Origin of the sequence: Chryseobacterium sp. CBTAP 102, from assembly GCF_003201365.1 — a bacterium.
In the GTDB taxonomy this organism is placed as follows: Bacteria; Bacteroidota; Bacteroidia; order Flavobacteriales; family Weeksellaceae; genus Chryseobacterium; species Chryseobacterium candidae.
Genome location: NZ_QICX01000014.1, coordinates 99,603 through 125,476, shown reverse-complemented (window position 1 = coordinate 125,476; position 25,874 = coordinate 99,603). Strand labels below are relative to the sequence as shown.

General features: G+C 35.6%; 30 protein-coding genes and 1 tRNA gene. 13 read left to right on the top strand and 18 right to left on the bottom strand.

Annotated features, from left to right (window positions below; genetic code table 11):
- Positions 1 to 180 (top strand): transposase (locus C8D70_RS17515; RefSeq protein WP_146212899.1); only part of this gene is annotated, 180 nt, incomplete at its 5' end.
- Between the two features lie 95 nt (positions 181 to 275).
- Here C8D70_RS17515 and C8D70_RS17510 read toward each other — a convergent pair.
- The 11 genes from C8D70_RS17510 to C8D70_RS17460 form a co-directional block, all read right to left on the bottom strand.
- Positions 276 to 351: transfer RNA gene (locus tag C8D70_RS17510), tRNA-His, on the bottom strand.
- Between the two features lie 35 nt (positions 352 to 386).
- Positions 387 to 1,106 (bottom strand): bacillithiol biosynthesis deacetylase BshB1, encoded by a 720-nt coding sequence (gene bshB1, locus C8D70_RS17505; protein WP_110368158.1) that lies wholly within the window; start codon positions 1,104 to 1,106, stop codon positions 387 to 389.
- Between the two features lie 82 nt (positions 1,107 to 1,188).
- Positions 1,189 to 2,841 (bottom strand): tetratricopeptide repeat protein, encoded by a 1,653-nt coding sequence (locus tag C8D70_RS17500; protein WP_110368157.1) that lies wholly within the window; start codon positions 2,839 to 2,841, stop codon positions 1,189 to 1,191.
- Between the two features lie 89 nt (positions 2,842 to 2,930).
- A complete protein-coding gene (locus C8D70_RS17495) occupies positions 2,931 to 3,803 on the bottom strand; it encodes a PstS family phosphate ABC transporter substrate-binding protein (RefSeq protein ID WP_110368156.1) in 873 nt (290 codons plus the stop codon).
- The gene (locus tag C8D70_RS17490) at positions 3,793 to 3,990 is read right to left on the bottom strand and encodes a DUF308 domain-containing protein (protein ID WP_170872050.1); all 198 of its coding nucleotides are present in this window, start codon (positions 3,988 to 3,990) and stop codon (positions 3,793 to 3,795) included. The genes C8D70_RS17495 and C8D70_RS17490 overlap by 11 nt, the downstream gene beginning before the upstream one ends.
- 75 nt (positions 3,991 to 4,065) lie before the next feature.
- Positions 4,066 to 4,908 carry an energy transducer TonB gene (locus C8D70_RS17485; protein WP_062675757.1) on the bottom strand — a complete coding sequence of 281 codons (843 nt, stop codon included), beginning with the start codon at positions 4,906 to 4,908 and terminating at the stop codon, positions 4,066 to 4,068.
- Between the two features lie 29 nt (positions 4,909 to 4,937).
- On the bottom strand, positions 4,938 to 5,507 hold the full coding sequence (locus C8D70_RS17480) for an ExbD/TolR family protein (RefSeq protein WP_076594931.1): 570 nt from the start codon (positions 5,505 to 5,507) through the stop codon (positions 4,938 to 4,940).
- An 11-nt stretch (positions 5,508 to 5,518) separates the two neighbouring features.
- Positions 5,519 to 6,127 (bottom strand): ExbD/TolR family protein, encoded by a 609-nt coding sequence (locus C8D70_RS17475; RefSeq protein WP_076594930.1) that lies wholly within the window; start codon positions 6,125 to 6,127, stop codon positions 5,519 to 5,521.
- Between the two features lie 61 nt (positions 6,128 to 6,188).
- Positions 6,189 to 7,052, bottom strand: a complete 864-nt coding sequence (locus tag C8D70_RS17470; RefSeq protein ID WP_076594929.1) for a MotA/TolQ/ExbB proton channel family protein — start codon at positions 7,050 to 7,052, stop codon at positions 6,189 to 6,191.
- Between the two features lie 240 nt (positions 7,053 to 7,292).
- Complete coding sequence (leuS, locus tag C8D70_RS17465) at positions 7,293 to 10,106, bottom strand: leucine--tRNA ligase (protein ID WP_110368155.1); 2,814 nt, start codon at positions 10,104 to 10,106, stop codon at positions 7,293 to 7,295.
- Positions 10,107 to 10,278: 172 nt separating this feature from the next.
- A complete protein-coding gene (locus C8D70_RS17460; protein WP_034693028.1) occupies positions 10,279 to 10,755 on the bottom strand; it encodes a lipocalin family protein in 477 nt (158 codons plus the stop codon).
- A gap of 145 nt (positions 10,756 to 10,900) precedes the next feature.
- Here C8D70_RS17460 and C8D70_RS17455 point away from each other — a divergent pair, with 145 nt between their 5' ends.
- The 3 genes from C8D70_RS17455 to C8D70_RS17445 are packed head-to-tail and all read left to right on the top strand — an operon-like array spanning position 10,901 to position 13,336.
- Positions 10,901 to 11,932, top strand: coding sequence for an acyltransferase family protein (locus C8D70_RS17455; RefSeq protein ID WP_168801924.1), 1,032 nt, complete (start codon positions 10,901 to 10,903; stop codon positions 11,930 to 11,932).
- Positions 11,933 to 11,954: 22 nt separating this feature from the next.
- Positions 11,955 to 12,710, top strand: a complete 756-nt coding sequence (locus C8D70_RS17450) for a glycosyltransferase family 2 protein (protein WP_076594927.1) — start codon at positions 11,955 to 11,957, stop codon at positions 12,708 to 12,710.
- A complete protein-coding gene (locus C8D70_RS17445) occupies positions 12,710 to 13,336 on the top strand; it encodes a deoxyuridine 5'-triphosphate nucleotidohydrolase (protein WP_076594926.1) in 627 nt (208 codons plus the stop codon). The genes C8D70_RS17450 and C8D70_RS17445 overlap by 1 nt, the downstream gene beginning before the upstream one ends.
- On the opposite strand, the gene C8D70_RS17440 is transcribed toward C8D70_RS17445, so the two are convergent.
- The 6 genes from C8D70_RS17440 to C8D70_RS17415 all read right to left on the bottom strand — a co-directional run bounded on the left by C8D70_RS17440 (position 13,328) and on the right by C8D70_RS17415 (position 17,125).
- Positions 13,328 to 14,566 carry a 3-deoxy-D-manno-octulosonic acid transferase gene (locus C8D70_RS17440; RefSeq protein WP_110368153.1) on the bottom strand — a complete coding sequence of 413 codons (1,239 nt, stop codon included), beginning with the start codon at positions 14,564 to 14,566 and terminating at the stop codon, positions 13,328 to 13,330. The two genes, C8D70_RS17445 and C8D70_RS17440, sit on opposite strands and share 9 nt — an antisense overlap.
- A 5-nt stretch (positions 14,567 to 14,571) precedes the next feature.
- A complete protein-coding gene (locus tag C8D70_RS17435; protein WP_110368152.1) occupies positions 14,572 to 14,916 on the bottom strand; it encodes a cupin domain-containing protein in 345 nt (114 codons plus the stop codon).
- On the bottom strand, positions 14,913 to 15,380 hold the full coding sequence (locus C8D70_RS17430) for a DUF1648 domain-containing protein (RefSeq protein WP_110368151.1): 468 nt from the start codon (positions 15,378 to 15,380) through the stop codon (positions 14,913 to 14,915). The genes C8D70_RS17435 and C8D70_RS17430 overlap by 4 nt, the downstream gene beginning before the upstream one ends.
- A 22-nt stretch (positions 15,381 to 15,402) precedes the next feature.
- Positions 15,403 to 16,119, bottom strand: coding sequence for a C40 family peptidase (locus C8D70_RS17425; RefSeq protein WP_076594922.1), 717 nt, complete (start codon positions 16,117 to 16,119; stop codon positions 15,403 to 15,405).
- Between the two features lie 84 nt (positions 16,120 to 16,203).
- Entirely contained in the window at positions 16,204 to 16,851 is a 648-nt protein-coding gene (locus C8D70_RS17420; RefSeq protein WP_110368150.1) for an O-methyltransferase, read from the bottom strand.
- Between the two features lie 121 nt (positions 16,852 to 16,972).
- Complete coding sequence (locus C8D70_RS17415) at positions 16,973 to 17,125, bottom strand: CCPGW family putative bacteriocin (RefSeq protein WP_110368149.1); 153 nt, start codon at positions 17,123 to 17,125, stop codon at positions 16,973 to 16,975.
- Positions 17,126 to 17,911: 786 nt separating this feature from the next.
- Between C8D70_RS17415 and C8D70_RS17410 the strand changes: the two genes are divergently transcribed.
- Genes C8D70_RS17410 through C8D70_RS17400 form a run of 3 tightly spaced genes read left to right on the top strand, consistent with a single transcriptional unit; the run spans position 17,912 to position 20,095 of the window.
- Positions 17,912 to 18,505: a hypothetical protein gene (locus C8D70_RS17410; RefSeq protein ID WP_110368148.1), complete on the top strand. Its 594-nt coding sequence runs from the start codon at positions 17,912 to 17,914 to the stop codon at positions 18,503 to 18,505.
- Between the two features lie 50 nt (positions 18,506 to 18,555).
- Positions 18,556 to 19,128, top strand: a complete 573-nt coding sequence (locus C8D70_RS17405) for a hypothetical protein (RefSeq protein WP_110368147.1) — start codon at positions 18,556 to 18,558, stop codon at positions 19,126 to 19,128.
- 4 nt (positions 19,129 to 19,132) lie between these two features.
- Complete coding sequence (locus C8D70_RS17400) at positions 19,133 to 20,095, top strand: HTTM domain-containing protein (RefSeq protein WP_110368146.1); 963 nt, start codon at positions 19,133 to 19,135, stop codon at positions 20,093 to 20,095.
- Between the two features lie 48 nt (positions 20,096 to 20,143).
- Here the strand turns inward: C8D70_RS17400 and C8D70_RS17395 are convergent, their stop codons facing one another.
- Positions 20,144 to 20,977, bottom strand: a complete 834-nt coding sequence (locus C8D70_RS17395; RefSeq protein ID WP_076594917.1) for an OmpA family protein — start codon at positions 20,975 to 20,977, stop codon at positions 20,144 to 20,146.
- Positions 20,978 to 21,064: 87 nt separating this feature from the next.
- On the opposite strand from C8D70_RS17395, the gene tilS reads away from it, so the two are divergent.
- The 6 genes from tilS (at position 21,065) to C8D70_RS17365 (ending at position 25,866) form a co-directional block, all read left to right on the top strand.
- Positions 21,065 to 22,393: a tRNA lysidine(34) synthetase TilS gene (gene tilS, locus C8D70_RS17390; protein WP_110368145.1), complete on the top strand. Its 1,329-nt coding sequence runs from the start codon at positions 21,065 to 21,067 to the stop codon at positions 22,391 to 22,393.
- Positions 22,390 to 22,944 carry an RNA polymerase sigma factor gene (locus C8D70_RS17385; protein ID WP_110368144.1) on the top strand — a complete coding sequence of 185 codons (555 nt, stop codon included), beginning with the start codon at positions 22,390 to 22,392 and terminating at the stop codon, positions 22,942 to 22,944. Before tilS ends, C8D70_RS17385 begins: the two co-directional genes overlap by 4 nt.
- 99 nt (positions 22,945 to 23,043) lie before the next feature.
- Positions 23,044 to 24,006: a redoxin domain-containing protein gene (locus tag C8D70_RS17380; RefSeq protein ID WP_110368143.1), complete on the top strand. Its 963-nt coding sequence runs from the start codon at positions 23,044 to 23,046 to the stop codon at positions 24,004 to 24,006.
- Between the two features lies 1 nt (position 24,007).
- A complete protein-coding gene (locus C8D70_RS17375) occupies positions 24,008 to 24,457 on the top strand; it encodes a YHS domain-containing (seleno)protein (RefSeq protein ID WP_076594914.1) in 450 nt (149 codons plus the stop codon).
- 23 nt (positions 24,458 to 24,480) lie between these two features.
- Positions 24,481 to 25,395 carry a hypothetical protein gene (locus C8D70_RS17370; protein WP_110368142.1) on the top strand — a complete coding sequence of 305 codons (915 nt, stop codon included), beginning with the start codon at positions 24,481 to 24,483 and terminating at the stop codon, positions 25,393 to 25,395.
- Between the two features lie 42 nt (positions 25,396 to 25,437).
- Positions 25,438 to 25,866, top strand: a complete 429-nt coding sequence (locus tag C8D70_RS17365) for a DM13 domain-containing protein (protein WP_076594912.1) — start codon at positions 25,438 to 25,440, stop codon at positions 25,864 to 25,866.
- Positions 25,867 to 25,874 lie beyond the last annotated feature (8 nt).

Below are 25,874 nucleotides of genomic sequence, written 5' to 3'. Positions count from 1 at the left end.
TATACCTTAAGAAAAACAATAATGAATCATTACAGGGATATTTTAAACTATTTTCATCAAAGAAGCACCAATGCTGCTGCTGAATCCTTCAATGCCAAAATAAAAAACTTCAGAATGCAGCTCAGAGGTGTAAAAGACAAAGCATTCTTCTTATTCAGATTAGCTAAACTTTTTGCCTAGCCCCCAAATTTTGCGCTTGATCCAAAGAAACCTTCAGAGGATACTGAAATGGATACAAAATAAAAAAGTACACTTTCAAAAAGTGTACTTTCTTTGGGTGAATGATGGGTCTCGAACCCACGACCTTCGGAACCACAATCCGACGCTCTAACCAACTGAGCTACAATCACCGTTTTCTGAGTGCAAATATAGGACAATTTCCTCAACTACCAAACAATTCCATCAAAATTTTTCAAAGAAATTAATTTTTCAGATGTAAAGCCCTCAGCATAAGCAACTCCCGATAAACGCCCTAAATCCTGCGCCCGGTAAGTTAAGCTTTCATAAAAATCTTTTGTTGTAATTGGAGTCTCAGGTTCATTAGAAGCCGGGTCATAAAACTGAGTTTTGTACGCCATACAGGCTTCAAGTTTTTTAGGGAGGTGTTCTGAAATATCAATTACAAATTCCGGTTTGATATCTTTCCACTGAATATAGTGAAAAATATGCTTCGGTCTCCACACTTCCTGATTCTCTCCATCCAACACCGTTTCAATTTTTCTCAGTCCGGACAAAAAGCACGCATCCGACACTAATTTCGCTCCTTTTGCATGATCTGGATGCCTATCATCAATTGCATTGGCTAAGACGATTTCCGGTCTGTATTTGCGAATCATTTTTACGATCCTCATTTGATATTCTTCAGAATTCACCAAAAAGCCATCTTTCATTCCAAGATTCTCTCTCGCAGAAAGCCCCAGGATTTTGGCAGCTTCTGCAGCTTCTGCTTTTCTGGTTTCATCTGTACCTCTTGTTCCGAGTTCACCTCTTGTAAGATCCACAACTACAATTTTTTTTCCTTCAGAGACCATTTTAGCAATAGTTCCGCCACATCCAAGTTCTACATCGTCAGGATGTGCACCAAAAGCAAGTATATCAGTTTTCATAAATTCAAAGATAGGATTTAAAATAAAAACTTCCCAAGCATAAGGAATGGGAAGTTTTAATATCTATAATTTAAATTTTAAATTATTTGTTGATCTCAGCATTTAATTTTACAGCATCCTGATAGGTAGGATCTAACTGTAAAGACTTCGCTACATAATCTTTTGCTTTGGCGACATCAGAATCTTTACTCATGTATGCAACTGCAAAGTAGGCGTAAGCAAGAGTCTGCTTGTTAGCTTCCTGATCAGCTGGTTTTACTGTACTGATGAACTTCTCATAAGCTAATTTTGCTGCGTCATTGTTTCCTGCCTGCTGGTAAGAATACCCCTGGCTGTAATATGCCGGTGCCCAATCTGGAAGAAGTGCAGACATTTTCTGCCATGTAAGGATTGCTCCGTTCCAGTTTTTCACATCCTGATAAGCTGTTGCCAGCTTGAATAAAGCATCAGAATCCTGGCTATTAGCAGCAACCTGCTTTTTCAATGCTTCAATTGTTGGGTTAGTAGGTCCTTTGTCTGCTTCTGCCTGGGAAGCACCTCCACCACCTGCGATGTTAGCCAATTCAAGATCCCACTTCATTGTTTCATCTTTGGCAGCTTTTGCAATACCCACTTTTTGATGAGCTTCAGCCATTAAAGCAGATTTTTTAGCAGCATCTTTTTCATCTTTTGCTAAACCAGCAGCAATAAGTCCCTGTAAACCCTGGTCAGCAGGCAATACTCTTGTTTTCTCAACCTGAGAAACGAAAGTGTCCATATTTTGTTTAGCATCTGCATAGTTTTTATCTGCATATGCGTTGTAAGCTCTTAACTTGAACTTAATAGGATCGTCAATTTTATCAAAAATTTTATCTAATACCATTTTAGAATTTGCATAATCTTCATTTGTGAAGTATAGTTTTGCAATTTCTAATTGAGTATATGGATCTTCATCAGCATATTTTGTATAGTTGATAAGATCTTGTGTAGCTTTTGCGTTCTGTTGGTATCTGATATCATAACCCGCCAAAGCTTTGTATGCAGGTGCATAAGTAGGATCTACAGCAATTGCTTTGTCAACGCTTTCTTTCGCTTTTTGCCATACTTGTGCTGCCATCCATAAAGTAGCCATTCTCGTGTAAACGGAAGCTTTATTTTTAGCTACAGATAATGCTTTATCATAAGCAGACATAGCCTCTCCCGGCATTCTTTTTAATCTGTAAGCATCCCCTAATGTATAATAATAATGTGCAGGAACACCTTTTTTCTCAGCTTTCTCGATAGCTTTAGTTAAAAACTGAATAGCTAGATCCGGTGAATTATTTTTCTCAAATAAAGTTAAAGCTTCTGCCGCTCTGAAAAGAACTTCAGCATCTTTTTCTCTTGAATCAGTAACTACTTTCTGAATTTCAGCAACGGCATTTTTATCACCTTTACCTAATTTAACAGCAGCTAAACCGATTTTATTCAGATAGCTTTTACCGTCAGCAGCTAATCCCTTGTTGAAACTCTCCGTTGCCTTAGCATAATCCGGTTCTCCTTGTCTTAAGAAAGTATTTCCCAAATAGAAGTAGTTTTCAGCTGTAGGCTCTTTAGCGATCATTTCAGTGAAGTTTGTTTTTGCCTGGGCAAATTTATCACTGTCTATACTGTTGATACCATCCTGCAATGTCTGTGCAGAGGCAAAACCGGTAAAAAATACCACGGCTGCTCCAAAAGCAATCTTCTTTACATTCATATTCATTATATCTTTCATTTTATATTTTCTAATAATTGAGTTAAATTCTACACAATTTTCAGACCAAATCAATATTTTAATAGGGACAAATTGTGATTTTAATTTTTTTAACGCATTTGTACCTCTCTTTTATACAGGTTATAAGGCTGCAAACCTTCTTTCTGTACAATCTTTTGGCCTAAATGGGTACATGAAAATCTAATAAATCCATTGGCAATATTGAAATTACCTTCATTAATCAGGAAATAAAGTACTCTTGTAAACGGATATTCCATTGTGCGAAGTCCATCAAAATCTGCGGTATATGATTTTCCTTTCTCTACTACAGGAAGAACTTTCACCATCTCTCTCAGTTTTTCTGAAGTTTTATCATAAGGACGGCTGAAGGTATTCAATCCGATAACACCTATCTTATCAGGATATTTCCCCAATTCCTCTATAATCTTCTGATTTCCCGGTATAATGGAAAATTTCAGGTCTTTTGGCTGCTTTTTTAATTTTTCAGCAACAAAGTTCAGATTACTGGAGTTGGTTCCGTCAAAAATAAATTCTTTTTTATCAGACATCAGACCGCTGTTGATTTCTTCCATTGAAATACTCTCTTTTGGAGAATCCTTAGGCACAACAAAAACAACTGCATCAGCAGCAAATCTGGCAGGAAGAAACTTTAAATCTGTTCTTTCCTCATACGTTTTTATTTCTTCAGTACTGAGATTTCTGGACATTACCACCACTTTAGCACTTCCTTTCAAAAGATCAAGAAGTCCTAAATCTTCTTTCTTCGTTTCTACTTTGATGTGTGTTTCAGGATAGTTGATCATATAGCCTTCGGCTAATGCTTCTGTAACGCTTTGAAAAGATTCGTCAGTAAAAATTGTAAGATCACCTTTGTGATAGGAAGGAGTATTTTTCTCCTTTTTACAGCTTGCAAGCATCATGCTCAACACAAACATGAGTACAAGCCTGAAACTATTCTTCATTTCTCGATTTTTTAATTCTTGAGATCGCCCTGTAAATTCTAAAAATACCATAAACAATCAGCACCACTCCCAATGCATAAGCAACAGCAGGCTCTAAAATAGTAAAGAAGAATTTGTAGACAATCACTACAATTCCTAAAACGATATAAAACAATCCCGTAACCAGGGATAACCAATTGAACATCATGTAACAAAAATACCAAAAAAAATAAAAAGAGAAGCATATGCTTCTCTTTTTATTTATATTTTGAATAAATAAGTCTTATTCAAAGTTCATAGTAAATGGTACGCTGTAGTAAGATCTAACGCTCTCCCCGTTTCTCTTCGCAGGAGTCCATTTTTTAAGTTTCTTAACTACACGCATCGCTTCACTGTTGAAGTCACCATTTGGAGATTTCTCTTCAATAGTTACATTCGAAACAGTTCCGTCTTTTTCTACAACGAACTTAAGCTTCGCTTTAAGTGTTCCTTCACCTCCTTCCATCAAAGAAGTATCAAAGTTATCACCCAGGAACTTTCTTAATGCTCCCATACCTCCAGGATATTCTGCAGACTGGTCAACATCTTTATAGATCTCGTTAGGGTTGTTCGCTTTTACTTCTACTGTACTAGCTTTAGTACCTGTAGATGGCGGTGGCGGTGGTGGCGTATAAGCCGGAGCTTTTACCCCCTCCTGATTCTGTAAACCAGTTGTTGTTTCCAACTGCTTAGAAATCGGTGGTGGTGGTGTTTCAATTTTCGGAGCTTTTACAGGCTCTGGAACCACGTTCTGAATTACCTCAATTTTCTCCTCTTCTTTTGGTGGTGGAGGTGGTGGAGGCGGTTCTTCTTCTTTAGGCTGCTCGATAATTGGATCTTCTTCGATAATATCTACCAGATCTGCCTTTACTTCCTGCTTAGGCGGAGCTGTAAGATTTTTAATCGTAAGATAGATGAACGGAGACAAAGCTGCCAAAAGGAATAATGCTGTTCCGATAATAAAAGACTTGGTTAAAAGTCTCGGATACTGATGTCTAAGATCATAGGCACCATATTCCTTGTTTCTATTTTCAAATACGATTTCGTCTAAAGTAAGATTCTGACCGTATACATTTTCATCTGCCATAGATTAGATATAACAATTTTATGGTTAAATTACTTTGTAGCAGCAGCCGGTGCAGCAGCACCTCCTACTTTTTTCTCATAAACAGCTTTTTCCCAAGGTTTGATATCAGTAACACCGTACTGCTCGCTTTTGGTAATGGCCATTTCATCAAGAATATCAACAAAGTTCTTATATACAGCATCGTCAGTTGGCTTAATGATCACGGTAAATTTCGTTTGATCTGCAGCTCTAGATTTTGCCTGCTGAATTACTTTTCTAATTCCCTCTCTATCAAGAGTAGTTTCCATAAGAGTCTGGTCATTCAAGGAAGTAGCATCCTGCTGATGCCAGAAAACTCTGTTATTTTTTCCTAATAAGATAGAAATTGAGTTAGAAAGTTTAATTTCTGTTGGAGGTGGTTTTTGTTTTTCATCTTTCGGTTTAGCCGGAAGACCCAAATCCATAACGTTCGGTTTACTGAACGTAGTTGTGAACATAAAGAAGGTAATCAATAGAAAACCCAAGTCCACCATCGGAGTCATATCGACTCTGGTACTTTGCTTCTTGGAACGGACTTTGCCGCCCTTGCCGCCTTTCTCTTGTACTTGTACTTCTGCCATTTCTATCGATATTATTCGTTAGGTTTACCTTCTTGTGATGTAATCAACCAAAATTTAAGAAAATCAATATCTCTTAAACCCTCAAATAGGCTTTTAACTTTCGGATATTCAGTTGTAACGTCACCTTTAATAGCTAACTTGTAGTCAGGGTTAACGCTCAAACTTTCTTTTACCCAATCAATTAATTGCTTATTTGTACTGTCCATAGGAATACCTGTAGGACTCTTATAATTTTTCTGCTCATCTGCAGGCATGTCCAAGTACCCTTTAAGTTGGTTCATTGGAACTCCAATTGCCTGAATTTTCTGGAAAGCTGCTTTTTGGTTGTTGTCAAAAGTAATACCGTACTTTTGTCCCATTTTATCCAAAAGAGCAAGTCTTTCTGATGCATTTTCTACTGGCTGGAAATAGAATTTTCCGTCCGGAGTAGCGTTGATAGTCATTAAACTAGCATCAGGAAGCAATTTTTCCGAAATTGAAGATGGCGGTTTGATCTGCTCCACGTCAGGTTTTTTAAACTGAGTGGTCAAGATAAAGAACGTAAGGAGTAGGAACGCAACGTCACACATTGCAGTCATGTCCGTAATTACTCCATGTCTTTTTGGTTTGACTCTCGCCATTATTATAAAATATTTTTAATTAAACTTCTTTTAATTGCTAATGCAAATATCCTGCTAATTCTTAGTTGAATTCAGCGAAAGACTGCTGGATACTCATAGAGATCTCATCGATCTTGTAAGTTAATCCGTCAATTTTAGATGTAAAGAAGTTGTAAAGGATAATAGCGATTGCTGAAGTACCAATACCTAAAGCCGTGTTGATCAAGGCTTCAGAGATACCTGTAGATAGAGCGGCAGCATCCGGAGTACCACCTCCTGAACCTAATGCGAAGAACGCCTTGATCATCCCGATTACCGTTCCAAGTAGTGCTACTAATGTTGCAACAGTACCTAAAGTAGAAAGGATCATCATGTTTTTCTCAAGCATTGGCATCTCAAGAGTAGTAGCTTCTTCAATAGCTTTGTTAAGCGCTACCATTTTCTGCTCTTTATTTAATGTAGTATCGTGAGAAAGTGCTTTGTAAGTAGTAAGACCTTCTTTTACCACGTTACCAACAGAACCTTGTTGTCTGTCACACTCTTCGATAGCTTCGTCAATTTTGTTTTGGTTTAGTAAGCTTCTTACCTGTACAACGAAGTTGTCTAAGTTTCCTTTTCCAGCTGCTTTACCAAGAACGAAATATCTTTCAAAAGAGAAAACGATTACAGTAATCATGAAAGTAATCAAGATGGGTACAATAACCCCTCCTTTGTAGATAATACCTAAAAACGATTCTGGGTGAATGTCTTTTCCTTCAACACTTGAAAAAGCTACAGAACCGCTTCCTAGTTTATCTGCATCTTTAAAGTTTCCTGGGCTACCAAGAACAAATAAATAAATACATACTCCTATAGCAAATAGAATAGGAATAATAACAGCTGGATTTAAACCTCCTGCCTTTCTAGCAACTACTTGCTCATCATTTTTTGAAACATTCATTTCCATATTTAACTAAATTATATTGTTTTAAAATTTTACAGGGTGTAAATTAAAGGCAAAATTAATTAAAATGCAAGAGTCTTAATTAAACATTTTGCTTTTTTTTGATAAAGAAATTTTAATACGATTTCGAAATAATAATTATTTTAAATTATTTTATTTATTTTTTCAAAATTTAACATTTGAATTAAAAAATCAAAAAAATAAGACACCCATTTTTTTTAATTTCCCAATGTTAATTTTTTTTTAAATTACGATATTCACAATACGGTGAGGGACTACAATGATTTTTTTAGGGGTTTTACCTTCCAAAATCTGTTGCATTTTCTCGTTCGAAATCACCAAATCTTCCACTTCCTTGGCAGATAATTGAGCTGAAAGTGAAATTTTGAACTTCATTTTACCATTTACACTTACCGGATACTCAATTTCGTCTTCAACCAGATAATCTTCATTTAATACCGGGAATTTTTCAAATTCTATCGATGTACCGTGACCTAATAAACTCCATAGTTCTTCACAGATGTGAGGAGCATACGGAGAAATGATAACGGCCAGTGGCTCTAAAATATTGCGCTTGTTGCATTTTATTTTCTGAAGCTCATTCACAGCGATCATAAAGGATGATACTGAAGTATTGAAAGAGAAGTTTTCAATATCATATACTACCTTCTTTATTAAGGTATGTAAAACTTTGTATTCTGCTTTTGTAGGTTCTTCGTCTGAAATTTCAAATACGTCTCCGTTAAAATACAGGTTCCAGAATTTTTTAAGGAAACCATATACTCCGCTTAGCCCTTGGGTATTCCAAGGCTTGGACTGTTCCAGTGGTCCTAAGAACATTTCATATAATCTTAATCCGTCTGCTCCATACTCTTCACAGATATCATCAGGATTTACTACATTGTACTTTGACTTGGACATTTTTTCTACTTCACGGTCTGTGATGTATTTTCCGTCTTCCAGAATAAATTCAGCATCGGCATAATCCGGTCTCCAAGCTTTGAAAGCTTCAGTATCCAATTCATCAGAAGTTCCTTTTAATAAAGATACGTCAACGTGGATCTGCTGAGTCTGGTAGTCTTTGGCTAAATTTTTAGATACATATTGATTTGTTCCGTCAATTCTGTATACAAATGCACTCATCCCTAAGATCATTCCCTGGTTGATCAATTTCTGGAATGGCTCATCATGGCTGATATATCCTCTGTCTTTTAAGAACATGTTCCAGAAACGGGAATATAATAAGTGTCCGGTTGCGTGTTCGCTTCCTCCTATATATAAGTCTACCTGTCCCCAATAGTCTGAAAGATTCTTTGCACAGAATTCTCCATCATTTTGCGGATCCATATATCTAAGGAAATACCATGAGCTTCCTGCCCAGCCCGGCATTGTGGATAATTCTAACGGGAAAATAGTTTTGTCATCAATTAAATCTGTAGCTACTACTTTCTGATTAGCTTCATCCCATGCAAATTCTTTTGCATTTCCCAGTGGCGGATCTCCGTCTTCTGTAGGTAAATATTTTTCAACTTCAGGAAGTTCCAACGGTAAAGCAGAAGCAGGCAATGTATAAGGCATTCCATCCTTATAATATATAGGAACGGGTTCTCCCCAATAACGCTGTCTTGAGAAAATAGCATCACGCTGTCTGTAGTTGGTAGTTCCATGACCGATACCTTTCGCTTCGATCTCTGAAATTATTTTTGCTTTCGCTTCATTATAATGTAATCCGTTTAGGAAATCTGAGTTGACACAAACGGAATCTTTAGAATCAAAAGATTTTTCATGAACGTCTTCTTCCGTTTCTACAACTTTCTTGATTTCAAGATTAAATTTCTTAGCAAATCTATGGTCACGCTCATCGTGTGCCGGAACTGCCATTACAGCTCCTGTTCCATATCCCATCAATACATAGTCTGAAATATAGACAGGCATTTTTTCATTGCTGAACGGATTAATTGCATAACTTCCGGTGAAAGCTCCGCTCACGTTTTTCACGTCAGACATTCTGTCTCTCTCCGTCTTTTTGGAAGTTTCTTCAATATAAGTATCTACTTCTACCTTTTGAGCATCTGTAGTAATGGTTTCCACTAAAGGATTTTCCGGAGCCAATACCATAAAGGTTGCTCCAAAGATGGTGTCGGGTCTTGTGGTAAATACCTCAACGATTTCATCATGCCCTTCTACCTTGAAACGAACCTGCGCTCCCTGAGATTTCCCGATCCAGTATTCCTGGGAATCTTTCAGCGGCTGCGGCCAGTCTAATGTATTCAATCCTTGTAATAATCTTTCAGAGTACGCAGAAATTCTCATACTCCACTGCATCATTTTCTTTTGAAATACAGGGAATCCTCCTCTTTCAGATTTCCCATCCTTTACTTCATCATTGGCCAGTACAGTTCCTAATGCAGGACACCAGTTTACTGTCGTTTCTGCTCTGTAAGCAAGACGATAGTTTAAAAGGATATCTTCTTTATCAATTTCAGAAGCATTCTTCCACTCTTCTGCAGTAAAATTTAATTCGTCGTTATGATTAGCATTTAATCCTTCTGTTCCTTTTTCTTCAAAATGGTGAATCAAAGAATCAATAGATTCTGCCTTATCCGTATTTTTATTATACCAGGAATGATACAGCTGGATAAAAATCCACTGTGTCCATTTATAATAAGAAGCGTCTGAAGTTCTTACTTCTCTGCTCCAGTCGAATGAGAACCCGATTTTTTTCAGCTGCTCTTCGTATCTGTTGATATTCTGTTCTGTAGTAATAGCCGGGTGCTGCCCTGTCTGGATCGCATATTGTTCAGCTGGAAGTCCAAAGCTGTCATATCCTACCGGGTGGAGTACATTAAACCCCTGATGTCTTTTGTATCTCGCATAGATATCCGATGCAATATATCCCAGCGGGTGACCTACGTGAAGTCCTGCTCCTGATGGGTACGGGAACATATCGAGTACATAAAACTTTGGTTTGTCTGTGTTATTAGAGGTTTTATAGGTTTGATTTTCCTCCCAGTATTTCTGCCACTTTTTTTCTATCTGCTGATGATCGTAAAACACTTGATATATATGTTATATGTTAGACTGAATTATTTTTCTTTTTGACAAGATTCACAAAATTAATGATTTTAAAGTAAATAGAAATGAATTTATGATGAATTACAAATTCTATCCTCCACAAAAAAATCCCATCCGGAGATGAGATCTTTTTTATATCCTGAAGTATATACTATTATTGAGTAACTCTTTTGAAGGTATATGTTCTTGTCTGGAATATCTTAGGATCCTGAGTCTCCTCTCTTACAGCAAGATTGAGCGTTGTAGCATCCAAAGTAATAACCTTTGCATTTTGCGGTTCTACTATTCCCTGGATTTTCATCTGAACGTCTTTCCCTTCCTTATTATAAGTATAATTGAATTTGATATCTGAAAGAATAGCACACTGACCAGGTGTAGCAGTATCTCCCCAGTTCGTTTTCCCTCCTTTGGAGTCTACGCTAAACCACCATCTTGTCTGTTTCTGACAATCTGTATAAGTAATCGTGTTAGAAACCGGGTCTTCACCAACTTCTACAGTGGTAACTACTTCTTTTAACGGTTGCCATGTCCCAACAAGAGGAGCTTCCAGAACAGTATCATTGTCACTACTACAGCCTGTAGCTGCAGCAAACAAAGATAAACCTGCAAATAGTAATGCTAATTTCTTCATAGATCAATTTTTTCAAGCGCTAAAATTATAATTTTTTTGATTTATATTACTATTTTTTATGAAAAATTATTTCATCTCCTTATATTTATATATATTTAAAAATACGAAGACCTCATTTTCCCTTTATTTAACAAATAATGAATACATGAGCATCATTCATTCTATTAAAAAAGTTATTTTTGCAGGAAACAAAATACAGATGCAGGATATAACGAAAAACAATTTTGACTTTATACGTGTTCTCCTCGCCTTTATTGTCTTTCTTGGACATCTTGGCACCCTCAGCGCTTCTCCTGATCTCAAAATTTTTGAGTACAGTCCTATAGAAATTGCCGTTTTCGGGTTCTTCGCTGTGAGCGGATTTCTGATTGCAAGGAGCTATGAAAGGTCTTCAAGCCTGAAAAGTTATTTAAAAAAGAGAATCAGAAGAATTGTTCCCGCTTACTTATTGGTTATTTTTTTATGTGCAATTTTATTAAGCCTGGTAAGTACATATTCTTTCACCGAATATTTCAGCAATACACAGGTTTACAAATACCTTTTCTGGAATTCATTATTTTTAAATTTTAAAGCACCCTGGCTTCCGGGAGTTTTTGGAAATCAGGCAGTGAACGGTGCCCTATGGACACTGAAAATAGAAATGTGCTACTATTTTGCAGTTCCTCTGTTGTTTTTGCTTTTCGGGAAGAATAATAAGTACAGAAATACCAGTTTGATTATTTTATATTTTTTATCACTTATTTATCTCAACTATTTTGAATCTTTAAATAAAATTTCACTTGCCAAACAGCTTCCAGGAACATTATCCTATTTTATCCCCGGAATGCTGATTTACTTTAATTTTGATAAATTTATCCAACATAAAAATATCATTTTCGTCATTGCTCTTGCCACGGTGTGGATTGATTTATATTTACCTATCCAGCTTTTTTCCCCAATGATGATTGGTGTTATCGTAATGTATATTGCCTATTCATTTAAATTTTTAAATAATTTCGGAAAATATGGTGATTTCACATACGGAATTTATATTTTTCACTTTCCTATCATCAGAACTTTCCAGACTTTAGGATTATTCGAAGATTACAATCCTTTTGTAATGGCTTTGGTATGCATGTTGGTGGTAGTTGCTGTAGGTGTAAGCTCCTGGCATCTTTATGAAAAAAGATTTTTATAATTTTGCAGTATAAAAAACATAAATGAAAAATCTTGTCTCTATTATTACTCCTTGCTACAATTCAGCGGAATTTATCGAGGAAACCATACAGTCTGTTCTTAACCAAACCTATGAAAACTGGGAATGGCTGATTACAGATGATCTTTCTCAAGACAATACTGTTGAGATCATCAGAAAATATAATGATCCCAGAATAAAACTATTGGTACTGGAGAAAAACGGAGGTGCAGGAAATGCAAGAAACAAAAGTCTGGAAAGAGCACAGGGAAGATATATTGCTTTTCTGGATTCTGACGATTATTGGTATCCTGAGTATCTGGAAACGATGACGGATTATATGCAGAAGCATAAAGCAGAACTTGTTTATTGTAATTATTCAAGATGTAATGAACAGCTTGAGCCTATTCTGAAAGATTTTCTGGCGGAAAAGACAGTTACGTTCTCCAATCTGCTGAAAACATGCCGTCTTGCACCGGTTTCTACGATGTATGATACTAAAAGAGCCGGGAAATTTATGTTCCCTGTAAAAAGTAAGCGTGAAGACCATGTGATGTGGCTGAATCTTTTAAAAGTAATACCGGAAGGGATTCCTGTAAAAAAGACAATGGCAAAATACAGAATGCGTGAAAACAGTGTTTCCAGAAATAAGAAAAATATCATCAAAGATCAGTATCTTGTCTATAAAGACTTCATGGGATTCTCAACAGTAAAATCATTGTATTATACCGCTAACTGGGCACTCAACGGATTCCTGAAGTACTCGAAAATTTTTAATTAATGGAATATTCTAAAGAGTTTAAAGCTGCTCTGAGTGCTTTTTCCGGAGCAGAGAAGGATAAACTTATTTTCAGACTTCTGAGAAAGGATAAATTATTGTCCAAAAAGCTCTACTTTGAACTGATAGATCCCGAAACTACCGATGATAAAAGAAATGCCATGGAAGAACATATAAAAGAACAGGTTCTTCTGGCTTCAAAATATGTGGGAAATGCCCAATATTTTCTGTCTGCTGTACGAAAAATAAGTGCTGAAATCACAGAACACACAAAAGTTACCACCGATAAATTCGGAGAGATTTCTCTGAATCTTTTTCTCGTTAACAAGGTATTGGAAAACAACAGTGACCTCAGCAGACAAAGGTTTGACAATGTCTACAAACTTTATATTTACATTATCAATAAAATATTTAAATCGTTGACCCTTGTTAAGAAGCTGGATGAGGATTACTGGATAGAAATTGATGAATATCTTCGTGATACTCTGGATAAAATTTTAGAAAATCATTATCTCCAAAAGCTCTGTATCAACAATGGTCTTGACTTCAACTGGTTTGAATGTGACAGGATTCCTGATAACATTGATCAGATCATGAAAGACATTAAAAGCCAGGGATTCTTAAGATAGAATTTTCTGAAGAATCATTTTGGTAGAGTCTGGTTTTTCATCTACAAATTTCCCGGCATTTTCAGACATTGCGAACAGCTCTTCCTTATTATCGTCATTGGCGAGAAATAACACAAATTCTGAGGCAGCATACTCATCCGAGAAAGATTTTCCACCATTAGCAGAGATCAGGTCATCAGCTTCCGGATTCTTTTTATAATGATTCCCAAAAATCACGGGAACACCAAAAGCAGCAGCTTCCAGAATATTATGAAGTCCCGCCTCATGAAACCCACCTCCTACAACAGCTACATCTGCATAAGAATAAAGCTTCGATAATAAACCAATACTGTCTATGATCAGAATCTGAGTATTGAAAGCTGATATGTGAGTATTTTGTATTTCGCTGTACAGTAAAGCATCCGGGAATATATTTTTCAGATGCTCTACTCTTTTCAGATCATGAGGTGCTATTATAAGTTTTACCGTATTATTTTTACGCGAAACCACTTCTGCTATTTTCTCTTCCGCCTGCCACGAACTTCCGAAAACAACAGCTTTATTCCCTCCGATAAATTCTGTAATATAATCTACATGATTATTTCTTTTGCGGAGCTGTTTTACCCTGTCAAACCTGGTATCACCTGTTACGGAAGACTTCGTTAATCCAACACTTTTCGCCAAAGCCAATGAAAACTGAGTCTGGTGGAAAAACCAATCTACATTTTTCTGAAGCTGTTTTACAAACCATTTTCCGTAGGAAGTAAAGAAAGACTGTCTTTCGTAAAACAATGCTGAGATCACATAGACTTTTGTCCCTTTATTCTTTAATTCTGCAAGGAGGTTGTACCAATAATCATATTTAACCGTAAAAAATAGTTCAGCATTAAACTGATCTGTAAATTCTTTTACAGTCTTTTTATTATCGAAAGGCAAATAACAGATAACGTCAGCAATGTGTTTCTTCTTAACCACATTTTCATATCCTGACGGGGAAAAGAAGGTTACCAATATTTTGTACTGAGGAAAACTTTCTTTAAGCTTCTCTAATACAGGTAATCCCTGCTCATATTCACCCAGACTTGCCGCATGCATCCAGATGACTTTATCCGTTTTTGAAAATACAGATTTTACTTTATCCAAAGACTTCCTTCTTCCTTCAACGCCTTTTTTAGTTTTATTATTAACCAATGCGAATATCTTCATTCCAAGGGTAAGGAGACTGATCAATATATTGTATAAAAAAGCCATTTTACTTATTCTTTAATTTCAATTCTGTCATGATCTGTACAAGGGCTAGATATGACTAAAAATTCGATTTCTTCAGTCGATTCATTGGAGATAAAATGCTTCGATCCCGGCTCAACAGATATAGATTTTCCCTGCCCAACCAGAAATTTTTCTCCACGAATATACAATACCGCTTCTCCTTTCAGAATATAGAAAAACTGTTCTGCCACTTTATGATAATGAAGTTTCTCTGAAATTCCCGCGGGCATTTTCTCCTGCTTTATGGATAAGTTTTGCGTGTTTTTAAGAATCCAGCTGTCACATTGGTTTCCCCACGTATAATGTTCTGAATTATTTTTAGAATGTATCATTTAAATAGATGAGCGATAAAGAGTAATGCAGGAGTAAATAAAATAACTGATAAAAATAGAGTTGCCAATGAAATTCTGGGTTTAGCTTTATCATCAACCGCATATCTGAACATATAGTCCTGAAGATTCAGAAAAACCACTGCCAGCAGAACAAAAAGAATTCTCAGTCCGGTTTTCATAATTAAAAACTGAGTAGTCATGTTTTGATCTGTAATTTCTACAGGAAAATTTGTGTCTTCGGGATGTCTTGTTCCATAAGTGAATACAGCATACAATCCCAGAGCAATTACAGGGATCAGAAAGGCATATATTTTCCCACCAAATCCATCCGCTTTTCCTTCCATATCAAAATGGACGGGAATTCTCTCTGGCAAAGTGTTATAGTTCTTCAGAGTAAATACCCATAAGAAAGCGACCCATCCAAAATTTAAAATATCAAAAATTATATAAAGAATATTTTCCATTCCAGATGAGATTGAATGATGATTAAATTACACTTTTCAACACTCTCAATTTGTGAGTATGCTTATTCATCTCTTTATTGAAAATCCCCGTAGAATCCAGCGTGTCTATTCTCACTTTTCCTGAAGCATGGATGATCTTTTGATTCTCCAGCATAATTCCTACATGGATAATTTTTCCTTCTGCATTTTCAAAGAATGCAAGATCTCCAGGCTGTGTTTCTTCTACGAAAGTAAGCGGTTCTCCTACCTCAGCCTGCTGTGACGCATCTCTGGGTATTTTTATGTTGTGAATTTTATAAACCAATTGGGTAAATCCGGAGCAGTCTACTGCAAAAAAGCTTTTCCCTCCCCACAGATAAGGTACGTTCAGGAACTCTTTTGCTGTCAATGCAATACTTTCACGCACATCATGACTTCTTCTGGAAGCAACCACCGGAAACTCTACTTCTGATCCCATAGAAAGTAAAGTTTTCCCATCGTTCATGAGTACAGAAGAAAAATCTTCGGTTACGACAGTCACTTTTCTTTTGGCCAGCTCTTCGTCTGTCACAGGTTTCAGCTGCTTGGTATCCATCCATCCTTCATAGCCATCATAATGCATTTTTATTTTGGTCCAGTTTTTATTTACTTCCAAAATATCTGCACTTTCCCCAAACAATATTTCCGTAACAATTTCAGCTCTGTCAGAATTTTCTGCACGAACCGGCGCTACTGTAACAATACAAACTCCTTTATTCATTAATTTTCAATTTAAAGATTGAATAATTTAAAGGTTACAATACAATGTATATCTCTTTAAATGTTTAATCCTTGAATATTTCAGTTACTTTCTGCGAAGAAAGTTGACTCCATCACGCAAAGGTAAAATAAGATTTTCAAAATCTTCGTCTTTTGCTGCCAAATCATTTAATTCCTGGATAGACTGAGTAGATTTCAGCTTTGGATTTTCTTCCAGCACTTTTCCATACCACAATACATTATCAAATAAAATCACTGTTCCTGATTTTGTATGAGGTTTAATCAATCTGAAATATTCGGCATAATTTTCCTTATCGGCATCTACAAAAATCAGATCAAAAAACTCATCTGTTTCTTTTAAATATTCCTTGGCGTCCTGAAGTTTAAAATCGATCTGACCGGCATATTCGCTGGATTCAAAATATTTTTCAGGAAGATAGGCAAGATCCTCATTCACATCCAATGTGGTAATTTTTCCATCTTTTGCCAATCCTGATGCAAGACATAAAGTAGCATATCCGGTAAATGTTCCTATTTCGAGAATATTTTTCGGCTGCAGCATCTGGGAAATAATTGTCAGCAGTCTTCCCTGCTGATATCCGGAAATCATATGGGGCTGTGTGGTTTTCTGATAAGTCTCTCTTCTCAGCTTTTTCAGAATTTCGGATTCCGAAGAAGCGTGCGCCTCCAAATATCTGTCCATTTCAGGATTCTTTTCTTCAAAAAAACTCATACCATTTTAATTTAAACAAATTTAAGGATTTTAAAGCTACTTTTTTAATTCAGGAAGAAGATACAAAAAAAGAGAGAAATGAATCCCTCTTACATGCATCTATCGTCACTTTAAAAAGTTATTATAAGGCTACACAATATTGTCCTATTGAAGCACAAACCCATCCCGGGCAGCAGTCAGTGGTTCTTTGACAGATTATCTGAGGATTGCAGTCCAGGACAGCACCTTGTACATTTTTCATAGCTTCTCTTGAGATCTTTTTTAAATTTTTCATAATGATTTTAGTTTAGTATTAATTTCCTACTCTTTAGATTTTCGGATACCTCTTTTATTATTTCCTAATACAGAGATTTAAATATACATATTCTTTTATTAATCAACCCATTATACATTAATAAATTATTTATAAAATGTATTAAAAATTCCACATCAGTGAAAACCCCATATAAAATACCGTGAAAACACGGATGTTATTTTTGTTGTATTAGTTATAAGTTTGTAATAAAAATAAGGGGTAAAAACACTAAGAGAAAACAAGATGATTGCAGGAGAGACACAAACTAACCATGAGAATCACAAAAAAGTTGTACTGAAAAGTAGAACTGATGCTTCTGCAGCAAAAAGTAAGACAGAAATATCCACTTCATTTTTGCAACGAATTATTTCGCTCCTGAAAAAGGAAGAATTAATTTGATTAAGAATAGATCCCGGCCACCTTCGGGATTTATTTTTGTTTTAAACTGTGGAATTTTATTTCCATCATCCCAACATCCATTCAACAGAACTTACTAAGTTCATTCTACAAGTCTTTTATCAGAACTCATCTTTATAAGCCTGCCAAACCGGCTTCAAATATTCATGAGCAGCTAGTACTCTTCAGAAATTCTCACTAAAATTCCTTCCTGAAAAGTCAAAACCCTCATAAAAAACAGGAAAAACACCTGTATTTAAGTGCCCATATGCCTCTACCTTTGAGATAAGTTTTCCAACCATGAAACATTCAAAACAAGGAGGAACCCGAAAATCCTAAAAAGAGTAGGGATATTTTAAAAACAGCAGCATGAAAACAAAGACTTTATTATTAATTGGAGCAATAGTGGGACTTGTTATGATATTTTCCCAGCTAAAACCTCAGGAAATGTCTTTTTATAAAGAAAAAGGCAATTACATTGTAGACAACAATTACCTCCTTAAAGAGGTCAAAAAAATTTCGGATGAAGACATGAAAAATTTATTAAGCCTTCAGAAAATTCATCAGAACAGTTTGGGCACCAATTTCATTGTATACAAAATCAACAGGCAGTATATAATCCGCGGATGTTTAATGAAAGCTAATATCGACTGGAAAAAATATGGTGATCTGAGAGCAAAAGTAGAGGGCATCCTGAAAAAATATGGTGCTAAAGAGCTTGGAACAGATTATTATGCGATTCAAAATAACCAGGTTGCGACCAATGCAGCTTTACTAAGCCAGAAAGATATCGCCTCTTTAAGCAGATTGACTATTAAAGGTGCAGAAGAATATACCATCTGCCCGCCCACGATGGGAAGAAGGAATCTTACCAATGTGATTATAAAATCTTACAAAGTTAATACAGCTATTGATCCCAGAATCAATGTAAAACTGAATAATGTATTGGTGAATTACAAATAAACTCAAAGGCTGTTTTTAGTCTTAAGACAGCCTTTTAAAATTTTCATGCCATGAAAAGAAAGCTACAGCTATCCGGGATTTTCATTATTCTTCTAATAGTCTTCACTATTGGTCTGAAAGGAACATTTGATGGCTATTACGGTTTCTACTATGAAAACAAAAAGTATGACAAGCCTTTGGTTTATGCAATGTCAGAAAATATTGCCCAGTTAAAGCCTGTCAATATATTTACTTCATATACAGGTTTTGATACAGGATATGGCTTCTATGCCCCCAATGTTGCCAGTGATTTTGTAATGAGTTTTGAATTACAAGACAAGAATGGAAAAATTCTGGAACAAAAGACACTTCCATATTTTAAAAACAAGGAAAGCAGAGTAAGATTTACTACTGTCTTCAATATGTTTCTAGATAAAATTTCAAGTAAAAATATATACGACAAAAAATATTATCAGTATCTGGATATTATTATCAGACAGATCGCTAAACATGTGATGACAGAGAATTCAAAAGCGGTCAGCGTTACCACAAAACTTTATCTGTATGATTACCCTTCAATTACTGATTTCAAAAAGGGAAAAACGAATGAAAATTTAATTCTTATTGACGAATTTAAACATTAAAGTGATGAAAAATCTGAATGCATTCTATACCCGTATTGAAAATTTCTTTTTCAAACAGGACAACCAGACGGAATTCCTGGGTTTCTTCCGTGTTGCCATAGGAACGGTTATTCTATTACAGTTTATGGCAGTGATGCCGGATTTTGATCAGTTATTTTCAAGCAGCAGTATTATTCCACAGGATATTATGGGTGTTTTTACTCCCGACTGGATGATTACTTTCTCAAAAATTGTAAGTTTCTTACAAAGCTGCGGAATTGAAGAAAGCACAACGATTCTGATGACCAAAGTCTCATTTATCACATTGTGTACTTTTATTATTACTGGATTTTATTCCAGAATTGCTGCCTTTCTTTTACTTATCCTGCAGATTGCATTGCTTAAGGGAAGTTCTTTCTTTGCCTATGGCGCAGACTTTTTTACGAGTATGTCTTTATTCTATCTGATTCTTTTCCCTGCTGATCAGCATTTTTCACTGAGAAATTTTATTTTCCGCAAAAATCCTGTAGATAGCAATTTCACTCCGGTCAAAAGATTATTTCAGATTCATATTTCTATTGCTTATTTCTTTTCAGGACTCGACAAAGCTTTAGGTTTCAACTGGTGGAACGGCGAATCTATCTGGAAAGCGATCCATCTGCCCTACTCCAACAGAGATCTGAATATTGATTTCAGCTGGCTGGCAGAACATTCTTATATTTTAAGCTTTATCGGATGGAGTACGATTATTATCGAGATGTGCTACCCATTTTTTATCTGGTACAAACCGACACAGAAAACATGGCTTTACCTAACGATTTCCATGCACATAGGAATTGCTCTCGTTCTCAATCTATATTACTTCTCAGCAATTATGATCATCTGGAATATCACGAATTTTTACTTTGAACAAACCGCTAATAAAAAAGTCTTCTCCACAAAGAAAACAATATCGGCGCAATATCTTCCCAATCAAATTGATTCATAAAAAAATCCCGAATTGCTTCGGGATTTTTGATGATATAGGGTTTAATCATTATTTCTTAGGAGCGATATCCATCAGTTTCATAAACTCATCAAGTTTAGGCATGATGATGATTTCTGTTCTTCTGTTTTCTGATCTTCCTGAAACGCTCATATTAGTCGCTTTCGGGTTGTATTCAGAACGCCCGCCAGCTGTAATTCTCGCCGGATCTACACCAAACTGAGTCTGAAGAACTTTAGCTACAGAAGTCCCTCTTAATGCAGAAAGATCCCAGTTGTCTCTCGGAAGATTTGGAGAATTCAGCGGAGCATTATCCGTATTACCTTCAATTAATACTGAGTATTTATCGTAATCGTTGATTACTTTTGCTACTTTTCCTAACACTTCCTGAGCTGCAGGTAAGATATTGTAATCTCCGGTTTTGTATAACATTTTATCTGAAAGAGAGATCATTACAACTCCTTTCAATACTTTCACCTGTACATCCTCATCTGATACATTATCCAAAGATCTCTTCAGTTTATTAGACAGTGCAAGGTTCAGACTGTCGTTCTTAGCATTACTGGAGATCAATTGCTTGATATAGGAATTGGAAGCATTGATTTCCCCTACCAGTTTATCAATGTTTGCAGAACTTTTTCCAGTATTGGACAGACATGCATCAAGTGATGATTTTAAAGCATCATGCTGACTTTTCAATAAGTTGTTTTCCCCTGTCAATGCCGAGTTCTGAGATTTCAAATCCTGAATTTCTCTCTGTCTTTCTCCGATATTTTCAATACACTGCTTATAGTTTGTGCTCAAAGCATCATACTGCTTTTTGCTGACACAAGATGTCATCCCCAGCGCCATTGCAGAAACTGCTAAAATTTTTAAAATCTTCATAAATAATCATTTTTAGACTACTCAAAGTTAGGAAAATTCAATTGAATTATATCGGTTATCTTTGCATAAAAGAAATTCTCAACATCTATGTTGAATAAATTAACCTTTACAAATCAATTAAAAAATCTCGTTCACGAGCCGGGAAATCACACCTATCTTTTAGCAGTAAGCGGAGGGGCAGATTCTATGGTTCTGGCCTCTTTATTCAGGGATTTAGCGCTTGAAAATCAAGATCCGTTGTTTCAGTTTCAGGTTGCTCATATCAATTATAAACTTCGGGGAAATGATTCGGATCTGGACCAGAAAACAGTGCAGGATTTTTGTGAGAAAAATCATATAAAATTTCATCTGTATGAAGTTTCGGAAAAAGATCAGAAGCCTGACAATTCAATCCAGCTTTGGGCAAGAGAACTTCGGTACCGCTTTTTTAACAAAATCAGGAAAAAAGAAAAACTGGAATTTCTTGTTACAGCCCATCATCTTAATGATCAGCTGGAAACTTTCATCATCAATTTATCCAAAGCTTCGGGAATCAATGGATTGAGCGGAATCCCATCAAATGATAATGATATTCTGAGACCTTTTTTACAATTTTCCAAAAAAGATATTTATCAGTTTGCCGAGCAGCATACTATTGAATTCCGGGAAGACCTTTCCAATAAGAAGAATGATTATCTGAGGAATAAGATCAGAAATGAGATTGTACCGATGCTGATGGAAACCAACAACCACTTTCTGGAAAACTTCAGAAAGAGTTCTTTATATCTGAATCAAACCAAAGATTTTGTACAACAACAGATCCAGGAAATAGAAAATCGTCTCACGGTATTTAACCAAAACTATAAAATCCTATCAAAGGAAAAACTGGATAGTGAAAGTGATTTTGTAAAATTTGAAATTTTAAAGAAATACGGATTCAATCAGGAGGAAGAAATTCCGAAAATTTTTAAAGCCGAAAATAACAGTTCTTTTTTTTCAAAGGAATATCAGTTGATTGTTAACCGGGATGAGCTCATTTTTATTGATAAAAGCGAAAAAAAGGCAATTCCGGAAGAAATACTACTGATAGAACACTTTGATTTTTCCAAAAACCAGATGATCCTCGATCTTGTAGATCATATTGAAAGCATTTCCGGAATCAATAAAGAATTTGAATGGGATTTCGATGCCGAAAAGCTTCAGTTCCCTCTTCTTTTGAGAAAACAACAGGATGGGGATGAATTTTATCCAACAGCGTTTTCAGGGAAGAAGAAAGTTTCTAAATTTTTCAGGGACGAAAAATTATCTATTTTAGTAAGGCAAAAAATCTGGATCTTAACAGACCGTGAAAATTCCGTTTTGGGAATTATTCCTTTCAGACAGGATAGAAGATTTATAGCAACAAAAGACACAAAAAAAGTTCTGACGATTACATGAACAGAAGAGCAACAAACACTTTAGCAATTGAAGATTTCCAGAAAGACAACAACGTTGCCTTTGGTATTCTGTATCAAAAATATTTTGGCTACACCCGAAAATTTGTTCTTGCCAACAAAGGGAATCTGGAAGATGCAGAAGATGTTTTTCAGGATGCCTTGATTATTTTGTATGAGAAATTGTATGATGACGATTTCAAAGCCTACACCTGTCTTGCTAATTATGTAACCGGAATTTCTAAAAACCTTTGGCTGAAAAAGCTGCGCAACCGAAATTTTTTTGTGGAAATGCATGAAAGCTATTATTTTGAAAACAAAGAAGAAATCAACCAGGCTATAGAAAATGAAAGAGATTATTGGGATAAACTCAACGATTATATCAATAAAATCTCATCACACTGCCAAAACCTCATCCAGGATATTTTTATGAAGAACAAAAATATAGAAGAAATTCAGAAAAAATACAAGTATTCCAGCAAGCATAATGCCCAAAACCAAAAGCACAAATGTGTAGAGCAGATCCGTAAAATAAAAAAAGACGATAATAATTAAAACTGATTATCAATACTTTAAATAAAATTTAAAAAAAATCACCTTTTCATTGGGTGATTTTTTTTGTTTTGGGGAACTTCTTAATAAATACTTTATCTTATGTTCACAAAAATTATCTATACATTTTTATTTTTAGTCTCAATTTCATTTAATGCGCAAAGCACAAAAGGAATCAGCTTTCAGGCTAAAAATGTAGAAGAGGCCAAAATACTGGCAAAACAGCAAAATAAACTCATCTTTATTGATTTGTACACCACCTGGTGCGGTCCGTGCAAACTGATGAAAAAGAATACGTTTCCGAATCCAGAATTGGGAGAGTTTTTCAACAAAAACTTCATCAGCCTTTACATTGATGCCGAAAAAGAAGGAACAGAACTTGCCAAAAAATTCAAAATTGTGAATTATCCTTCCTTTCTTTTCTTAGATCACAACGGCGAATTGGTGCAGTATGAATATGGATATTACAATGCTGCACAATTTTTAAATGTAGGACAATCGGTCTTAGAAAAAAGAAATACAACAAAGAAAACCCACACATTAAGTGAAGTGAAAGGTAAAATAGTGGGCGAATCCATTCCTGATTTTACGGCAAAAGATCAATTTGAAAAAACATTTTCTTTGTCTCAGGGAAAAAAGAAAACCATTTTGGTTTTCATTCGCGGACAATGGTGCCCATACTGCAATAAGTATGTGGAAAGTCTTCAAAATATCGCACCTGAATTAGAATCCAAAAATGTAAGGCTGGTCATCATTTCCCCTGAAAAACCGGAATTTATAGAAAAAACTGTAAGCAAAACCAAAACCGCATATTCTGTTTTATATGATGAAAACTACAGAATCGCTGAACTTTTTGATGTGCTTTACACGCCTGAGAAAAAAACTCTTGACTTCTACGAAAAACATTTGGGAGACGATTTCAGGAAGAGCCGTTCTGATGAATCCGGAAGACTGCCTGTTTCTGCTACCTACATTTTAGATGAAAATCAGAAAATTGTCTGGAGGCATTTTAATCCCAACTACAAAGAGAGAGCTTCTTTAGAGGACATTTTAAAACAACTTTAATATGAAAAATATCATCATCATACTGTCTTTTTTGTTTTCATTTACAGCATTTTCACAAAAAACCGAACACCGGAATTTAGAAAATAAACTGGCAATTCAGGGATATGATCCTGTTTCTTACATTGAACAGAAAAAGGCCATAAAAGGAAAAAAGGAATTTGCGGTTAATGTAAACGGGGCAATTTATTACACCTCTTCGGAAAAAAACAGAGAGCTCCTGAAAAAAGATCCTGCCAGATACGAACCTGTTTATGGTGGTTGGTGCGCTTTTGCACTGGGAGATTATGGCGAAAAAGTAGAAATTAACCCTACAACTTTTAAAATAATTGACCATAAAACCCATTTATTCTACAATAAATTTTTCAACAATACGCTGAATTCCTGGAATAAAAATGAAACAACACTGAAAAAAAATGCAGACCAAAACTGGAAAAAACTGACAGAAAAATAAACAATTTATCTTAAAAAAACGCTATGAAAATATTTAAAACTTTATTAGGAACAGCGCTTTTACTGCTTCTGCAAAGCAATTACTTATCTGCTCAAGGATGCAGTGATGCCGGATTCTGTACAGTTAACAGCCTCCAGCCAAATAATAACGACAGTATAAAAGCGTATCACAATCAGATTAAAACCGGGATTTTCTTTGGAAAAGCAGACAATTCTATTTCTGTTTTTGGAAATTATATTGAATACAACAGACAAATCAACAAAAAATTGGGTGTGGATGCAAAACTTACTACTTTGGCACAAAATGGCAATGATGTTTCCACTTTTGGACTTTCTGATATTTTCCTGAATGCAAATTATCAGGCAAATAAAAACCTGAAATTTACTTTGGGTGCAAAAATTCCTTTGTCAGATGCAGGAAACTCCAGAGAAAATCTGCCTTTGCCAATGGATTATCAATCCAGCTTAGGAACGTTTGATTTAATTGTAGGCGTTGGCTACGAAATAAAAAAACTCCAGCTGGTTGCCGCTCTTCAGCAGCCTTTAACACAAAATGACAATCAGTTTTTGGCATCACAATACCCAGCAAGTTCAGCATTGAGAGGATTTTTATCTACCAACAAATTTAAAAGAAGCGGTGATATTTTGCTCAGGGTTTCTTATCCTTTAATGATTAATTCAAAAATAAGACTTACACCAAGTATCTTGCCGATTTATCACCTGAAAAACGATCGTTTTACTAACCAGAACAATGTAGAACAAGAGATTAACAATTCAGAAGGTCTTACATTAAACGGAAATGCTTATCTGGACTACGAGATCAACAGGAGAAACAGTATTCAGCTCAACGTAGGCGTTCCTTTTCTTGTAAGAAAATCCAGACCCGACGGATTGACAAGAAGTTTTATTGCTAATGTAGAATACAGAATAAAATTCTGATTCCTTTAATTGGAAACTTTACAACAAAAAACATCAGGAATTATGAAAACAATTATTATGGCATTCTTTACAGCCTTTATTTTGGCTTCCTGCATCAGGGAAAACACATCAACAGAAGATTTAATGGAAATGGTACCGGAAAATGCCATGCTAAAATATTCAGGAGATTTTATGCAGGGTCCTTACGGAAATAACGTGAACGGAAAAGCGGAAATCTATGAAAAAGACGGAATTCAGACCCTGGTTTTTAATAACAATTTCACCATAAGCAACGGGCCGGATCTGTATGTCTATGTAAGTAAAGAACAGCAACCTTCACAATTTATTTCTTTAGGAAAACTGAAATCTGTAAACGGTGGACAAATCTATACTTTTACTGGTTCAGTGAATTTTGACGACTATAAATACGCAGTCGTTCATTGCCAACAGTATAATCATTTATTTTCTTACGCTTTACTTCAGAAACCATAATCACATCA

What these genes read in the sequence shown, in the direction of transcription:
- bshB1 (WP_110368158.1), bottom strand. Translation starts at nt 1,106, where the DNA reads ATGAAAACTGATATACTTGCTTTTGGTGCACATCCTGACGATGTAGAA.
- C8D70_RS17500 (WP_110368157.1), bottom strand. Translation starts at nt 2,841, where the DNA reads ATGAAAGATATAATGAATATGAATGTAAAGAAGATTGCTTTTGGAGCA.
- C8D70_RS17495 (WP_110368156.1), bottom strand. Translation starts at nt 3,803, where the DNA reads ATGAAGAATAGTTTCAGGCTTGTACTCATGTTTGTGTTGAGCATGATG.
- C8D70_RS17490 (WP_170872050.1), bottom strand. Translation starts at nt 3,990, where the DNA reads ATGATGTTCAATTGGTTATCCCTGGTTACGGGATTGTTTTATATCGTT.
- C8D70_RS17485 (WP_062675757.1), bottom strand. Translation starts at nt 4,908, where the DNA reads ATGGCAGATGAAAATGTATACGGTCAGAATCTTACTTTAGACGAAATC.
- C8D70_RS17480 (WP_076594931.1), bottom strand. Translation starts at nt 5,507, where the DNA reads ATGGCAGAAGTACAAGTACAAGAGAAAGGCGGCAAGGGCGGCAAAGTC.
- C8D70_RS17475 (WP_076594930.1), bottom strand. Translation starts at nt 6,127, where the DNA reads ATGGCGAGAGTCAAACCAAAAAGACATGGAGTAATTACGGACATGACT.
- C8D70_RS17470 (WP_076594929.1), bottom strand. Translation starts at nt 7,052, where the DNA reads ATGGAAATGAATGTTTCAAAAAATGATGAGCAAGTAGTTGCTAGAAAG.
- C8D70_RS17460 (WP_034693028.1), bottom strand. Translation starts at nt 10,755, where the DNA reads ATGAAGAAATTAGCATTACTATTTGCAGGTTTATCTTTGTTTGCTGCA.
- C8D70_RS17455 (WP_168801924.1), top strand. Translation starts at nt 10,901, where the DNA reads ATGAGCATCATTCATTCTATTAAAAAAGTTATTTTTGCAGGAAACAAA.
- C8D70_RS17450 (WP_076594927.1), top strand. Translation starts at nt 11,955, where the DNA reads ATGAAAAATCTTGTCTCTATTATTACTCCTTGCTACAATTCAGCGGAA.
- C8D70_RS17445 (WP_076594926.1), top strand. Translation starts at nt 12,710, where the DNA reads ATGGAATATTCTAAAGAGTTTAAAGCTGCTCTGAGTGCTTTTTCCGGA.
- C8D70_RS17440 (WP_110368153.1), bottom strand. Translation starts at nt 14,566, where the DNA reads ATGGCTTTTTTATACAATATATTGATCAGTCTCCTTACCCTTGGAATG.
- C8D70_RS17435 (WP_110368152.1), bottom strand. Translation starts at nt 14,916, where the DNA reads ATGATACATTCTAAAAATAATTCAGAACATTATACGTGGGGAAACCAA.
- C8D70_RS17430 (WP_110368151.1), bottom strand. Translation starts at nt 15,380, where the DNA reads ATGGAAAATATTCTTTATATAATTTTTGATATTTTAAATTTTGGATGG.
- C8D70_RS17425 (WP_076594922.1), bottom strand. Translation starts at nt 16,119, where the DNA reads ATGAATAAAGGAGTTTGTATTGTTACAGTAGCGCCGGTTCGTGCAGAA.
- C8D70_RS17420 (WP_110368150.1), bottom strand. Translation starts at nt 16,851, where the DNA reads ATGAGTTTTTTTGAAGAAAAGAATCCTGAAATGGACAGATATTTGGAG.
- C8D70_RS17415 (WP_110368149.1), bottom strand. Translation starts at nt 17,125, where the DNA reads ATGAAAAATTTAAAAAAGATCTCAAGAGAAGCTATGAAAAATGTACAA.
- C8D70_RS17410 (WP_110368148.1), top strand. Translation starts at nt 17,912, where the DNA reads ATGAAAACAAAGACTTTATTATTAATTGGAGCAATAGTGGGACTTGTT.
- C8D70_RS17405 (WP_110368147.1), top strand. Translation starts at nt 18,556, where the DNA reads ATGAAAAGAAAGCTACAGCTATCCGGGATTTTCATTATTCTTCTAATA.
- C8D70_RS17400 (WP_110368146.1), top strand. Translation starts at nt 19,133, where the DNA reads ATGAAAAATCTGAATGCATTCTATACCCGTATTGAAAATTTCTTTTTC.
- C8D70_RS17395 (WP_076594917.1), bottom strand. Translation starts at nt 20,977, where the DNA reads ATGAAGATTTTAAAAATTTTAGCAGTTTCTGCAATGGCGCTGGGGATG.
- tilS (WP_110368145.1), top strand. Translation starts at nt 21,065, where the DNA reads ATGTTGAATAAATTAACCTTTACAAATCAATTAAAAAATCTCGTTCAC.
- C8D70_RS17385 (WP_110368144.1), top strand. Translation starts at nt 22,390, where the DNA reads ATGAACAGAAGAGCAACAAACACTTTAGCAATTGAAGATTTCCAGAAA.
- C8D70_RS17380 (WP_110368143.1), top strand. Translation starts at nt 23,044, where the DNA reads ATGTTCACAAAAATTATCTATACATTTTTATTTTTAGTCTCAATTTCA.
- C8D70_RS17375 (WP_076594914.1), top strand. Translation starts at nt 24,008, where the DNA reads ATGAAAAATATCATCATCATACTGTCTTTTTTGTTTTCATTTACAGCA.
- C8D70_RS17370 (WP_110368142.1), top strand. Translation starts at nt 24,481, where the DNA reads ATGAAAATATTTAAAACTTTATTAGGAACAGCGCTTTTACTGCTTCTG.
- C8D70_RS17365 (WP_076594912.1), top strand. Translation starts at nt 25,438, where the DNA reads ATGAAAACAATTATTATGGCATTCTTTACAGCCTTTATTTTGGCTTCC.